The sequence below is a fragment of the Streptomyces sp. NPDC038280 genome, from assembly GCF_055600045.1.
In genome coordinates this window covers 876,163-890,499 of record NZ_JBVJYZ010000001.1, presented here as the reverse complement: position 1 = coordinate 890,499, position 14,337 = coordinate 876,163, and the positions used below count along the sequence as shown (strand labels likewise).

The window sequence follows — 14,337 nt, the reverse complement described above, 5'->3', positions numbered from 1 at the left end:
ACGCGGAGCAGGGCCCCGGCGGGCGTCCCCGCCGGGGCCTTCGTCGTGCGCCGCCGCCCCGGGTCCGCCACGGTGGAAGGAGCAGCAGGGTGCAAATGGGGCGTTTCTGTGGCGGAACTGCTCATCCGAGTCTCGCCCCGCTCAAGGTCTTGACGGAGACCAACCCAAAAGGCTCCCCTTAGAGTTCACATGTTGGAGAAAACGGCAGGAGTGAGTGAGTCGATGGAGACTCCGGGTTCGCAGACATCTCTGCATCGGGCCAATCTCGAGCGGGTCGTACGAGCGGTGCGGATGGCCGGTTCACTCACCCAGGCGGAGATCGCGAGAGCCACGGGCCTCTCGGCGGCCACCGTGTCCAACATCGTCCGGGAGCTGAAGGACGGCGGCACGGTCGAGGTCACGCCCACCTCGGCGGGCGGGCGGCGGGCCCGCAGCGTCTCGCTCAGCGGCGACGCGGGCATCGTCATCGGGGTCGACTTCGGACACACCCACCTGCGCGTGGCGGTCGGCAACCTGGCCCACCAGGTCCTCGCGGAGGAGTCCGAGCCCCTTGATGTCGACGCCTCCTCCGCGGAAGGCTTCGACCGGGCGGAACAGCTGGTCAAGCGGCTGATCGCGGCCACGGGCATCGGCCAGGAGAAGGTCATCGGCGTCGGCCTCGGCGTCCCGGGCCCCATCGACGTCTCGTCCGGAACCCTCGGCTCCACCTCCATCCTTCCGGGCTGGACCGGCATCAACCCGTCCGAGGAGCTCTCCGGCCGCCTCGGCGTGCCCGTCTACGTGGACAACGACGCCAACCTCGGCGCGCTCGGCGAGATGGTCTGGGGCAGCGGCCGGGGCGTCAAGGACCTCGCGTACATCAAGGTCGCCAGTGGTGTGGGCGCGGGACTGGTGATCGACGGGCAGATCTACCGGGGCCCCGGCGGCACCGCCGGCGAGATCGGGCACATCACGCTGGACGAGTCGGGGCCGGTCTGCCGTTGCGGCAACCGGGGCTGCCTGGAGACGTTCACGGCCGCCCGGTACGTGCTGCCGCTGCTCCAGCCCAGTCACGGGCCCGACCTGACCATGGAGCGGGTCGTTCAGCTGGCGCGCGAGGGGGACCCGGGCTGCCGCCGGGTCGTGGCCGACGTCGGGCGGCACATCGGCAGCGGAGTCGCGAACCTCTGCAACCTCCTCAACCCCAGCCGGGTGGTCCTCGGGGGAGACCTCGCCGAGGCCGGTGAGCTGGTCCTCGGGCCCATCCGCGACTCCGTCTCGCGCTATGCCATCCCCAGCGCCGCCCGGCAGCTGTCGGTGGCCCCCGGCGCCCTCGGAGGCCGCGCCGAAGTACTGGGGGCACTTGCCCTAGTACTGAGTGAAATGGGAGATTCATCCCTACTGGAAAGTGCGCTTCCGGCCTCCGCGCCAGCCTCTACGCCTGTCTTCACTTAGATAACGAATGGCACCGTTGTCATCTCGTTAAAGATTTACTCCTTGACGCTGGGGTGGTGGCCGAGTTGACTTTCAGCCACCTCGGCCGCAACGTCGCGGCCTCGTCAGGGAGGCAACCCACATGAACTCAATGACGCGCCGCGTCGTCGTAGGCACGGCCGCGGTTTCCATGGCCCTCTCCATCGCCGCGTGCGGCAAGGCGGGCGACAGCGACTCGGGCGGCAGCGGCGGCGACAACAAGACCATCGGTCTGCTGCTGCCGGAGAACAAGACCACGCGTTACGAGACCTTCGACCGCCCCATCATGGAGGCGAAGATCAAGGCTCTGTGTTCCGACTGCGAGGTCAAGTACAACAACGCCGCGCAGGACACCGAGACGCAGAAGAAGCAGTTCGACGCGCTCGTCACCCAGGGCGTCAAGGTCATCATTCTCGACTCGGTCGACTACAAGGCCACGAAGTCCTGGGTCCAGCAGGCGGAGAAGAAGGGCGTCAAGGTCGTCGCGTACGACCGGCTGGCCGAGGGACCCATCTCCGCCTACGTCAGCTACGACAACGAGAAGATCGGCCGTCTGCAGGGCGAGGGACTGGTCAAGGCCCTCGGCGGCACGGCCAAGGACGCGAACGTCGTCATGATCAACGGCTCGCCGACCGACCCGAACGCCCCGCTGTTCAAGAAGGGCGCCCACAGCGTCCTCGACAAGCAGGTCAAGAAGGTCGTCTACGAGCAGGACATCCCGGACTGGTCCCCGGACGAGGCCAACAAGAAGATGGGCGCCGCGATCGACTCCCTGGGCAAGGACGGCTTCCAGGGCGTCTACTCCGCCAACGACGGCATGGCCGGTGGCATCATCACCGCCCTCAACAAGCAGGGCATCAAGGTCCCGGTCGGCGGCCAGGACGCCGAACTGGCGGGTCTGCAGCGGATCCTGAAGGGCGACCAGGCCTTCACGATCTACAAGCAGATCAAGCCGGAGGCCGAGACCACCGCCGAGATCGCCGTGAAGCTGCTCAAGGGCGAGAAGATCGACGACCTGACCCCGGTCAAGGTCGACAGCCTCACCGGTGAGTTCAAGGGCACGCCCGCCAAGCTGTACGACGCGCAGATCGTCACCAAGGACAACATCGCCGGCACGATCATCAAGGACGGCGTCTACAAGGCCGCGGACATCTGCACGGCCGAGTACAAGGCCGCCTGCGACGCGGCCGGCATCAAGTAGCCGGTCCTCCGCCGCCGACACCGAGCAACACCCCCGTCGGCAAGGCCCCGGGGCGGGACCGCATACCCGCCCCGACGCCTTCTCGAACCGGTCCGGCACCCCGCCCCGACCAACGCCCCGCAGCGGGGGCGGGGCGCCGGACTCCCCTCGACCCCTGTGCTCCAACGCACCACCATCCCCGCCGGTCAGGCGGCAAGGAGATGATTCACGTGTCCGCTACGCCCGTGCTGGCGTTGCGCGGAGTCTCCAAGCGGTTCGGCGCCGTCCAGGCGCTCACGGACGTAGAGCTGGAGATCCACGCCGGCGAGGTGGTCGCCCTGGTCGGCGACAACGGCGCCGGCAAGTCGACCCTCGTCAAGACGATTTCGGGTGTCCACCCGATCGACGAGGGCACCATCGAATGGGACGGCAAGCCCGTCCAGATCAACCGTCCGCACGACGCGCAGAGTCTCGGCGTCGCGACGGTCTACCAGGACCTGGCGCTCTGCGACAACCTCGACGTCGTCGCCAACCTGTTCCTCGGCAACGAGGTGCGCAGCGCCTCCGTCCTCGACGAGATCGCGATGGAGAAGCGCGCCAAGGAACTGCTGGACACCCTGTCCATCCGCATTCCCAGCGTCCGCATCCCGGTCGCCTCGCTCTCCGGTGGTCAGCGGCAGGTCGTCGCCATCGCCCGCGCGCTCATCGGCGACCCCCAGATCGTCATCCTGGACGAGCCCACCGCCGCGCTCGGCGTGGAGCAGACCGCCCAGGTCCTCGACCTGGTCGAGCGGCTGCGCGAGCGCGACCACGGCGTCATCCTCATCAGCCACAACATGGCCGATGTGCGCGCCGTCGCGGACCGGGTCGCCGTACTGCGCCTCGGCCGCAACAACGGCGTCTTCGACGTCCAGGACACCTCTCACGAAACGATCATCGCCGCGATCACCGGCGCCACGGACAACGCCGTGACCCGTCGGCAGGCGCGTACGGCCACGAAGGAGGACGCGAAGTGAGCGACCTCGCCAAGAACCCCAAGAAGACGCCGCCGTCCGAGCCCACGGCCCCCGAGTCCGCGGTGCCGACGACCGTCGACGAGTCGGCCGCGCCCATCCCGGCGGTCGACCCCCGCCTGCTGGTCCGCGAGGAGGGCCTCAGGGGCTACTGGACCGAGTTCACCCGCAAGGTGCGCGGCGGCGAGCTCGGCTCGCTGCCCGTCGTCCTCGGCCTGATCGTCATCGCGATCGTCTTCCAGACGCAGAACAGCAACTTCCTCTCCGCGAGCAGCATCGCCAACATCGCGGTCTACACCTCCGGCCTCGGCATCATGGCCGTCGGCATCGTCTTCGTCCTCATCCTGGGCGAGATCGACCTGTCCGTCGGCTCGGTCGCCGGTGTCGGCGCCGCCGTGTGGGCCGTGCTCAGCGTCACCAACGGCTGGAGCGACGGGCTCTCCGTCGTGATCGCGGTGATCTGCGGCCTGGTCATCGGCCTGCTGCACGGTTTCTTCTTCGCCAAGATCGGTGTGCCGGCCTTCGTGGTCACCCTCGCGGGCTTCCTCGGCTGGAGCGGCCTGCAGATCTGGATGATGGGCAAGGAAGGCTCGATCAACGCGCCGACCGGCAGCATCGTCGAGAACCTCACCGGCTACTACTTCGAGGACAAGGGCGCCGCGTACGGCCTCGCCGCCGTGGCCGTCCTCGCGTACGCCGCCTCACTGCTGTGGGACAGCAAGCGCCGCAGGGCCGCCGCCCTGCCCGCCCGCCCGACCAGCGAGATCGTGCTGCGCACGGTGGTCGTCGCGGTGCTGTGCTTCGTCGTGGCGTTCGTCCTGAACGAGCCCGAGGGCGCCCGCGGCCTGCCGCTCGCCCTGGTGCTCTTCCTCGCCGTCCTGGTCGTCGCGGACTTCGTCGCCCGCCGCACCTCCTTCGGGCGCCAGGTCTTCGCGGTCGGCGGCAACGCCGAGGCGGCCCGCCGTGCCGGTATCAACGTCGACCGGGTCCGCATGACCGTCTTCGGCCTGTCCGGCATGCTCGCGGCCTTCGGCGGTCTCTTCGTGGCCAGCCTCTCCGGCGGCGCCACCAAGAGCCTCGGCGGCGGCAACACGCTGATGCTCGTCATCGCGGCGGCCGTCATCGGCGGCACCAGCCTCTTCGGCGGGCGCGGCAAGGTGTGGTCGGCGCTCCTCGGCATGATCGTCATCCAGGCGATCCAGCAGGGGCTCAACATGCTCGGCATGGCGAGCGAGATCCAGTACATGATCACTGGAGCGGTCCTGCTGGCCGCCGTCGTGATCGACTCGGTCTCCCGCCGCACGCAGAAGACCGCAGGTCGCGCGTAGTACCCGCACCCAGTGCCCGGCGCCGAGAACCGGCGCCGGGCACTGTCGCGTCTCGGCCATTGGCATGACTCCGACCCGCCGCCCGATGAACACGGACGGGAGCGGAACATTAGACTCGACAAAATCGGCAAGCTCGACCAGCTCAAAGGCAAGGAGGCACGGGTGGCTCTGCTGACCCGTATCAGGGGACCGCGCGATCTGGACCGGCTCTCCCCGGAGCAGCTGGACCAGCTGGCCGCAGAGATCCGGACCTTTCTCGTGGACGCCGTCTCCAAGACCGGCGGACACCTGGGCCCCAACCTCGGCGTGGTCGAACTGACCATCGCCCTGCACAGGGTCTTCGACTCCCCGAAGGACAAGGTCCTCTGGGACACCGGGCACCAGTCCTACGTCCACAAGCTGCTCACCGGCCGCCAGGACTTCTCCCGGCTCAAGATGAAGGGCGGCCTCTCCGGCTACCCCGCCCGTGCCGAGTCCGAGCACGACATCATCGAGAACTCGCACGCCTCGACGGTCCTCGGCTGGGCCGACGGCCTCGCCAAGGCCAACGAGGTCCTCGGCAAGGACGACCACGTCGTCGCGGTGATCGGCGACGGCGCGCTGACGGGCGGTATGGCCTGGGAGGCGCTGAACAACATCGCGGACGCCAAGGACCGCCCGCTCGTGATCGTCGTGAACGACAACGAGCGCTCCTACGCCCCGACCATCGGCGGCCTGGCCAACCACCTCGCCACGCTCCGTACCACCGACGGCTACGAGCGCTTCCTCGCCCGCGGCAAGGACATCCTCGAGCGCACCCCCGTCGTCGGCAAGCCGCTCTACGAGACCCTGCACGGCGCCAAGAAGGGCCTGAAGGACTTCATCGCCCCGCAGGGCATGTTCGAGGACCTCGGCCTCAAGTACGTCGGGCCCATCGACGGCCATGACATCGAGGCCCTGGAGTCCGCCCTGACGCGCGCCAAGCGCTTCGGCGGCCCGGTGATCGTGCACTGCCTCACCGAGAAGGGCCGCGGCTACCAGCCCGCCCTCCAGGACGAGGCGGACCGCTTCCACGCCGTCGGCAAGATCCACCCCGACACCGGTCTGCCCATCGCCTCCTCCGGCGCCGACTGGACCTCCGTGTTCGGTGAGGAGATGGTCGAGCTCGGCAAGGAGCGCGAGGACATCGTCGCGATCACCGCGGCCATGCTCCAGCCGGTCGGCCTCGACCGGTTCGCCAAGGCCTTCCCGGACCGTGTGTACGACGTCGGCATCGCCGAGCAGCACGCCGCGGTCTCCGCGGCCGGCCTCGCCACCGGCGGGGTGCACCCCGTCTTCGCCGTGTACGCCACCTTCCTCAACCGGGCCTTCGACCAGGTCCTCATGGACGTGGCCCTGCACAAGTGCGGTGTCACCTTCGTCCTGGACCGTGCGGGCGTCACCGGCACCGACGGTGCCTCGCACAACGGCATGTGGGACATGTCGATCCTCCAGGTCGTGCCCGGTCTGCGGCTCGCCGCGCCGCGTGACGCCGACCAGGTCCGCGCGCAGCTGCGCGAGGCCGTCGAGGTCGACGACGCGCCCACCGTCGTCCGCTTCTCCAAGGGCGCGGTCGGCCCGGCCGTTCCGGCCCTCGGCCGCATCGGCGGGATGGACCTGCTGCGCGAGCCCGGCACGGACCGCCCGGACGTCCTGCTGGTCTCCGTGGGCGCGCTCGCCCCGATGTGCCTGGAGATCGCCGACCTGCTCGACAAGCAGGGCATCTCGACGACCGTCGTCGACCCCCGCTGGGTCAAGCCGGTCGACGAGGCGCTGGCACCGCTCGCGGACCGGCACCGGGTCGTCGTCTCCGTCGAGGACAACATCCGCGTCGGTGGCGTCGGCACCGCGATCTCCCAGGCGCTGCGCGACGCGGGCGTCGACGTCCCGCTGCGCGACTTCGGCATCCCGCCGCGCTTCCTCGACCACGCCTCCCGCAAGGAGGTCATGGCCGAGATCGGGCTGACCGCACCGGACATCGCGCGCCAGGTCACCGGCCTGGTCTCCCGGCTCGACGGCCGGATGGACAGCCGGCTCGACGAGGAGCGCTCCGGCATCGCCGAGCCCGCGCGCGACTGACGTCCGTTCAGGACCGGCTCTCCTCCGGCCACCGCGCGAGCGGTGCGTCAACGCCGCGCCCCGCGCATTGGGCCGGTCGGACCACCCCCCGGGGGGTCCGACCGGCCCTTTCGTGTGAAACGGACTCCGTGCGCAGGCGGGGCCCCCCTCCCCTCTCGATCATTAGCCCCTAGGCAGACGGTCACGGAGGTACGCCGGTGAGTATGGACCAGCAGTCACGCCAGAGCTCCGGGATGTTCCGGACCAAAACGGTCGAGCAATCGATCCAGGACACCGAAGAGCCGGAGCACATGCTCCGCAGATCCCTCTCCGCCTGGGATCTGACGGTCTTCGGCGTCGGCGTCATCATCGGCACCGGCATCTTCGTGCTCACGGGCAAGGTGGCCAAGGAGACCGCGGGGCCCGCCACGGCCCTCGCCTTCGTCGCCGCCGGCGTCGTCTGCGCGCTGGCGGCGCTCTGCTACGCGGAGTTCGCCTCAACCGTGCCGGTGGCCGGCTCGGCGTACACCTTCTCGTACGCCTCGCTCGGGGAACTGCCCGCCTGGATCATCGGCTGGGACCTGGTCCTGGAGTTCGCGCTCGGCACGGCCGTCGTCGCCGTCGGCTGGTCGGGGTACGTGCGCTCACTGATGGACAACGTGGACTGGTCCATGCCGGACGCCCTGTCCGGCCCGGACGTGGCCGAGGGGTTCGGTTTCGACCTGCTGGCCTTTCTCCTGGTCCTGCTGCTGACCGTGATCCTGGTCATCGGCATGAAGCTGTCCGCGCGGGTCACCGCGGTCGTCGTGGCGATCAAGGTCACGGTCGTCCTGATCGTCATCATCGCCGGCCTGTTCTTCGTCAAGGCCGCCAACTACGACCCGTTCATCCCGCCGGCACAGCAGCAGCAGGGCGGCTCCGGCCTCGACGCCCCGCTCATCCAGCTGATCTTCGGCTACGAACCCACCAACTTCGGCGTCCTCGGCATCTTCACCGCCGCCTCCGTCGTCTTCTTCGCCTTCATCGGCTTCGACGTGGTGGCCACCGCCGCCGAGGAGACCAAGCTCCCGCAGCGTGACATGCCACGCGGCATCCTCGGCTCCCTGCTCATCTGCACCGTGCTGTACGTCGCCGTCTCGCTCGTCGTCACCGGCATGCAGCACTACACCGAGATGTCGGTCAGCGCCCCGCTCGCCGACGCCTTCAAGTCCGCCGGCCATCCCTTCTACGCCGGCATCATCAGCTTCGGCGCGGCCGTCGGTCTCACCACGGTGTGCATGATCCTGCTGCTCGGCCAGACCCGGGTGTTCTTCGCGATGAGCCGCGACGGGCTGCTGCCCCGGTTCTTCTCCGTGACCCACCCCCGGTTCGGCACCCCGTACCGCCCCACCATCCTCCTCGGCGTGATCATCGCGATCATCGCGGGCTTCACCAGCATCGAGGAGCTGGCCACCCTGGTGAACATCGGCACGCTCTTCGCCTTCGTCGTCGTCGCCCTCGGCGTGATCATCCTGCGCCGCACCCGCCCCGACCTCCACCGCTCCTTCCGCACCCCGCTGGTCCCGCTGGTGCCCATCCTGTCGGTGGCCGCCTCCGTGTGGCTGATGCTCAACCTGCCCGCCGAGACCTGGGTGCGGTTCGGCATCTGGATGGCGATCGGCTTCGTCGTGTACTTCGCGTACGGGCGCTCCCACAGCCGACTGGGGCGTGGCGCCACCAACAAGTGACCCGCGAGGACGGTGGCGGGGCGGCGGGGCGGCCGGGGCACGGCCGCCCCGCCGCCGTGTGTCCCGGTCCGGGGACGGAGCGCCCCGCGCGGCGGAGCGGCGCACCGGGGTCCCCGGAAGCCCTCCGGCGCCCTCGTCCCCGCGTCCCGCAGCGACGATCGAAAGGTCCTCCCGACCGAGGGGGAGGAGGCGCCGAATGTTATTGTCGCCAGGATTCAAGGGTGTCAGGGAAGGTGGTCAACAGACCATGGCCGTGTGGTCCGCGCGCAAATCACAGGGTCGGAAGTCCGAACCGCAACCGTCCCCGTCCCGCTCCGCGCGGCCGGAGGCCGGCGTACCGATGGAGACCCCGCTGCCGGCGACCGCCAACTGGCTGCTGCGCGGCAAGGACGGCAGGCTCACCGCGTACGCGCCCGCCGAAGGGGCGATCATCCGCTGGACGGAGACCACTCCCGGCGGCCCCGAGTGGACCCGTGAGCTGCTCCCGGCGCCCGGACTCGTGCCGTACCTCTCCCTCGTGCAGAGCCCCGAGGGGTACGTCTACCTGACCGGTCTGCGCCGCCGCCCCGGGGCCGACGGCCAGCTCGACGTGAGCGTCGTCTACGGAGTCCAGTACCAGTCGGGCCGCCCCATGCGGGACTGGCACCCGCTCGGCACGCCCTACGTCCTGCCCAAGCACCGGCACTTCGCCGCCCAGATCGGTGTGCCGGCGACGGCCCTGGACCGGGGCGGCTCCCTGCACGTCCTCATCCGCAACGCGGGTGGCGGAGTGTGCGGCCGCAGTCAGGGCACCAACGCTCGCTGGCAGCCCAAGTGGGCCGACCTCAAGGGCAAGGACATCACCACCACCGTCGCCGCGATCACCAACGAGGCCGGCCTGGTGGACATCTACGGTCCCGGCGACGACACCGTCCTGCGCTGGAGCCAGGAGGCGCTCGGGACGGACTTCCCGCGCGTCGACGACCTCCCCGCCGCGATCGCCGACGGCACCTTCGCCGCCACCCGCACCGGCAGCGACACCGTCACCCGGTTCTGGCGCGACGCGAAGTCCGGAGCCGTCCAGGCCTGGCGCCCCGGCGGCACCACCCAGTCGCTCGGCGGCGGGACGGGCACCGGTCCGGTCGCCGTACTGCGCACCCCGGTCGACGGCACCGACTGCACCCTGCTGGCCCAGCGCGACGCCTCCGGCCGCCCCGCCCTGACCGCGTACCCGACCGAGCGCGAGGAGGCGGGCGCGGACTGGTCCACGACCGGTGACCCGTGCACCGGCGTTCCGGCCCTCGCCGTCGACGCGCGCGGCCGGGTGGTCCTCGCGGCGATCGGCACGGACGGCACGCTGCGGGTCACGCGCCAGAAGGAGGAGTCCGGGCTGGCCCTGGACACCTGGACCCGCGTCTGAGCCCACCGCGCCACGCGAACGCCCCGGAACTCGACCAGAGTTCCGGGGCGTTCGCGCATGCCGTGCCGGTTGTGATCAGCCGCCCGTCGCGGGCGACTTCTTCGCGGAGGCCGGGATCCGCTCGTCGTTGCGGATCGCCTTCCACAGCTCGGTGGCCTGCGGCTCGGCGGCCACCACGCGGTTGGGGTCCTTCTTGTCGTAGGCCACCGGCAGCATGATCGTCTCCATGTTGGCCGGGTCGACCCCGTTCATGCTGCGCGCGAACTCGCTCAGCGAGGAGAGGGACGCGAGGGCGGAGTCGGTGGTCAGCGCCTTGGTCGCGGAGTTCGCGATCTTGTACGACTTGGTGGGGCTGCTGAGCAGGTCCTGCTTCTTGACCTCGCTCAACAGGGCCATCAGGAACTTCTGCTGGAGACCGATGCGCCCGAGGTCGCTGCCGTCACCGACGCCGTGCCGGGTGCGGACGTAGGCCAGGGACTGCGTGCCGTCGAGCTTCTGCGGGCCGGCGGCCAGGTCGAGGCCGCTGGCGCCGTCCTTGATCGGCTCGTCCACGTCCACGGTGACGCCGCCTATGGCGTCGACCAGGTCCTTGAAGCCGGCGAAGTCGATCTCGAGGTAATGGTCGATCCGTACGCCGGAGATCTTCTCGACGGTCTTGACCACACAGGCCTGACCGAACTGCGCGTAGACGGAGTTGAACATCACGCGCTGCTTGGAGGGGGCGGTCTCGCCGTTCGACTTCGTGCACTCGGGCCGGGTGACCAGGGTGTCACGGGGGATGCTCACCGCCGTGGCCCGGGTCCGGCCCTGGGGTATGTGCACCACCAGCGCGGTGTCGGAGCGGGCACCGCTGACATTGCCGCCGGTCAGCTTGCCGTTCTCGCCGGCGCGCGAGTCGGAGCCGAGCACCAGGAGGTTCTGTCCGGCCGTGGGCAGCTTCTGGGGGCGGTCGTCGCCGAGCGCCTTGTCGAGGTCAACACCCTTGATATTGCTGTCCAGGCTGCTGTACATCCACCACGCCGTGCCGCCCGCGGCGAGCACCAGCACCAGCAGGGTCAGCAGGATGATCCGCAGCGGACGGCGCTTCCTGCCGCGCCTGCGCCCCGCGGCGCGGGAGCGCGCGCCCCCGCCGTCGCCCTGCGTTCCGGTCGGTCTCAACGCGGTGTTCTGGTCGGTCATTACTCGTCGAGCCTCTTCCGTCGGGACGCCGTGGATTCGCGTGCGAGAGGAACGGGCGGCGCGTGATACCGGCCCACCTGTCAGCTTCAGGACGCTGTGAATAATATGCAGATCTCGTACTGCCGCAGTCCGTGGGGGTGGCCGCTTCCCCGTGAACGCGCGGTGAAGCGTGTGACAAACTTCGGCGTACCGAAGGACCGAAAGGCGGAGTGTGGTCGTGATCCGTGGCAGGCGCAAAGGCCGGGGCGCGGACTTCGGCACGACCCCGTCGGGGGCCGCCACCGGGCACCGTCAGGGCATGCCCCAGCCCCCCTCGGGACGCTGGCTGTTCAGCGGTCACGACGGCCGTCTGACGGCGTACGCGGCCACCCGCGAGGGCCTGGTCCGCTGGACCGAGACCGCCCGGGAAACCTTCGCGGGACCCGAACCGATCGAGGCGCCCGACGGCTGGAGCGGCCATCTCGCCATGGCGCAGAGCAGTGAACGCTATGTGCACTTCGCGGGGGTCCGGTGGCCTTCGGACGGCGGCGCCCCGCAGGTTGTCGTCAGCACCCAGTTCCAGACCGGCCGCGCGCTCATCGACTGGCACAACCTGGGGACTCCGGCCGCGCCCGGCGTGGAGACGGCGGACCCCGTCGTCGCGGGTCCGCTCGTCGTGGTCAACCAGGTGTCCGGCTCCGTGCACGTCCTGGTGTCGCTGCGGGCCGGCGGCATCGTGCGGCGCAGCCGCAACGGCGAGGGCCGCTGGGGCCGTTGGAAGAGCGTGACGAACGGTCCGTACGGCGGCGAGTTCGCGGCCGCGATGCCCGAGGGCGGGCCCCTCGAGGTGCTCGCCGTGGGGCGCGCCGGAGTGGACCGTTGGGTGGGCGCCGGTGGCGGCCGCTTCGAGCTGAGGGATCGTTTCGGCACACCGGTGGCCGACGGCACGCAGGTCGCCTGCCAGACCGGCCCGAGGCGCGCCACGTACTTCTGGCGCTACCCCGGGGACGACTCCCTCGTCGCCTGGCGCGCGCAGGGCAGGAACACCCCCGGCGGGCTGCTGTCCCTGGGCGGTGCGGGCGGCGGCGGCAGGCCCGGCGTGGCCCGCGCGACCGTCGGCGGGTACGACTGCACGGTGCTCGCCCAGAAGGCCGCCGACGGGGGCGTCGAGGTCGCCGCGTACGTCACGGAGAACGAGGGGTACGGCGCCTGGTGGGCGACCCTCGGCGACAGCCGCTCGGGCGCGGAGGCCCCGCAGGTCGCCGTGGACGTGGCGGGGCGCATCGTGGTCGCTGCGTTCGACAAGGACGGCGCCCTGCTCGTGGCCCGCCAGGACCTCACTCAGGACGGCCTCGCCTTCGGCCCGTGGAGCCGCCACGAGGCCCACGACGACTCACTGGGCGCCCGGGAGCGGTAGCCGCTCGGAGATCTCGATGGCGAGGTCCCCCTCTTCGGTGTAGAACGGCGTCGCCGCCAGTTCGTGCTGGGCGCTCGTCGCCGACGGGGCGAACACCATGGGCGCCCGGGCCACCGAGTCGACCTCGGGAGAGCGCTTGCGCCCCAGCCGCACCTCCTGGGTGACGCCCTCGAAGCTCACCGCCAGGAAGATGTCCCACACTCCGGGACCGAGCGGCCAGCCGTTGGACATCTGCCTGAGGTTGATCCGGGCGGAGAACCGCCCCATCGCACGTGGCTTGCCCTTGGAGTTGACCAGCTTCTCGTCCCGGCGGGCCGTCACGGAGAAGCGCTCCTCGGCGCCGGTCAGCCGGTGGCGGAGCACCACCTTCGTGGCCCGTTCACGGGTGGTGAGCTGCTCGAAGAAGGCGTGTCCGTCGAGCAGCAGCAGAGGGCCGTTCCACCTCAGGCTCGTCAGCTGCTGATTCACCGTCATCTTGTCGGTGATGTCGAAGAGTTCGTCCGGCAGCCCGACGTTCGGGTCACGGAAGAACGGCAGCGTCGTGTAGACCCGGCCGTCCTCGACGGTCTTGCGCGGCGCGGCGCTGCCCTTGTCGGCCTCGTACGCGGCCATCTGCTGGGCCTCGGCGTAGCGGCCCGCCGAGATCAGCGCCAGCCGTACGGCCAGCGGCCTCGGCAGCAGCGCGAGCGCGCCCGGCGTCATGTGCGTGCGCAGGACTTCGGACGCGGCCCACAGGGTCCGCTCCCGCTCGGCGTGGTTGTCCGAGGCGAGCAGCAACGCGCCGGTGGCCTTGCCCAGTTCGGTCTCGAGGTGACGGGACAGCAACAGATCCTGCCGGGGCCCGGCGGGGACCAGCGAGGTCACCAGCGCCATCATCCGGGCCGCCAGCGCGACCCGCTGCGTCAGCTGGACGGCGCCCGCCGACGACGGGCCCTTGATGACGCACGTCTCGTCCGCCACGACGGAGATGTTGTCGGCGTGGACGTAGGCGGCCGCGGTGAACGCCTGGTCCTCGCCGATCGGCATGTCGGAGGGGAACTCCAGGGCACGGCGCTGCAGCATGCTGGTCCGGAACAGCTTGTCCGGCGTCAGCGACCAGTACACGCGCGAGCCGTAGAGGTCGGCCGACGCCTGTGTCCTGCGGAACATCGACGTGGCGACCGCATGGCGGCCGGAGCTCTCCAGCTTGCCCAGCACGACGTCGGCCTCGTGCGTGTCCGCCGCGGCGACCATCAGCTCCAGGGCCTTCGGCGCGAGCCGGTCGGCGCCCGACAGGAAGATGACGTACCGGCCGGACACCTGGCTCAGGCCCCAGTTGCGGGCCTCGGACGTGCTCAGGCCGCGCGGCAGCTGCCCCGCGCGCAGCCAGCCGGGGTACTGCCGCACGGCGGTGGCCAGCACGGAGCCGCTCTCGTCGGTGGAGCCGTCGTCGACGGCGATGACGTCGAAACGGTCCGTGCCGAGAGACTGCTGCAGCAGCGAGCCGAGGCACGCCTCCAGGCTGCGGCCGTGGTCGCTGACATGGACGACGACGGTGACGTCCCGGATCTCGCTGGGGTGCACGGGTGCTGAATTCATCATGGCCGA

General features: G+C 70.3%; 10 protein-coding genes. 8 read left to right on the top strand and 2 right to left on the bottom strand.

The window, feature by feature from the left end; all coding sequences use genetic code 11:
- Positions 1 to 222 precede the first annotated feature (222 nt).
- From ACZ7J0_RS04045 to ACZ7J0_RS04015, 7 genes are all read left to right on the top strand, one after another.
- Positions 223 to 1,434, top strand: a complete 1,212-nt coding sequence (locus ACZ7J0_RS04045) for an ROK family transcriptional regulator (RefSeq protein ID WP_468704326.1) — start codon at positions 223 to 225, stop codon at positions 1,432 to 1,434.
- 121 nt (positions 1,435 to 1,555) lie between these two features.
- Positions 1,556 to 2,653 (top strand): substrate-binding domain-containing protein, encoded by a 1,098-nt coding sequence (locus tag ACZ7J0_RS04040; RefSeq protein WP_470883724.1) that lies wholly within the window; start codon positions 1,556 to 1,558, stop codon positions 2,651 to 2,653.
- A gap of 200 nt (positions 2,654 to 2,853) precedes the next feature.
- A complete protein-coding gene (locus ACZ7J0_RS04035) occupies positions 2,854 to 3,648 on the top strand; it encodes an ATP-binding cassette domain-containing protein (RefSeq protein ID WP_470883722.1) in 795 nt (264 codons plus the stop codon).
- Positions 3,645 to 4,973, top strand: coding sequence for a sugar ABC transporter permease (locus ACZ7J0_RS04030; RefSeq protein WP_470883720.1), 1,329 nt, complete (start codon positions 3,645 to 3,647; stop codon positions 4,971 to 4,973). The genes ACZ7J0_RS04035 and ACZ7J0_RS04030 overlap by 4 nt, the downstream gene beginning before the upstream one ends.
- A 162-nt stretch (positions 4,974 to 5,135) precedes the next feature.
- A complete protein-coding gene (gene dxs / locus ACZ7J0_RS04025; RefSeq protein ID WP_470883718.1) occupies positions 5,136 to 7,070 on the top strand; it encodes a 1-deoxy-D-xylulose-5-phosphate synthase in 1,935 nt (644 codons plus the stop codon).
- Positions 7,071 to 7,303: 233 nt separating this feature from the next.
- Entirely contained in the window at positions 7,304 to 8,776 is a 1,473-nt protein-coding gene (locus ACZ7J0_RS04020) for an amino acid permease (protein ID WP_470884121.1), read from the top strand.
- 340 nt (positions 8,777 to 9,116) lie between these two features.
- Positions 9,117 to 10,175 carry a PLL family lectin gene (locus tag ACZ7J0_RS04015; RefSeq protein ID WP_470883716.1) on the top strand — a complete coding sequence of 353 codons (1,059 nt, stop codon included), beginning with the start codon at positions 9,117 to 9,119 and terminating at the stop codon, positions 10,173 to 10,175.
- A gap of 75 nt (positions 10,176 to 10,250) precedes the next feature.
- Here ACZ7J0_RS04015 and ACZ7J0_RS04010 read toward each other — a convergent pair whose 3' ends face one another.
- A complete protein-coding gene (locus ACZ7J0_RS04010; protein WP_470883714.1) occupies positions 10,251 to 11,354 on the bottom strand; it encodes an LCP family protein in 1,104 nt (367 codons plus the stop codon).
- A 298-nt stretch (positions 11,355 to 11,652) separates the two neighbouring features.
- On the opposite strand from ACZ7J0_RS04010, the gene ACZ7J0_RS04005 reads away from it, so the two are divergent.
- Positions 11,653 to 12,750, top strand: a complete 1,098-nt coding sequence (locus ACZ7J0_RS04005; protein WP_470883712.1) for a hypothetical protein — start codon at positions 11,653 to 11,655, stop codon at positions 12,748 to 12,750.
- Here the strand turns inward: ACZ7J0_RS04005 and ACZ7J0_RS04000 are convergent.
- Complete coding sequence (locus ACZ7J0_RS04000; protein WP_470883710.1) at positions 12,727 to 14,331, bottom strand: glycosyltransferase; 1,605 nt, start codon at positions 14,329 to 14,331, stop codon at positions 12,727 to 12,729. The genes ACZ7J0_RS04005 and ACZ7J0_RS04000 overlap by 24 nt on opposite strands.
- Positions 14,332 to 14,337 lie beyond the last annotated feature (6 nt).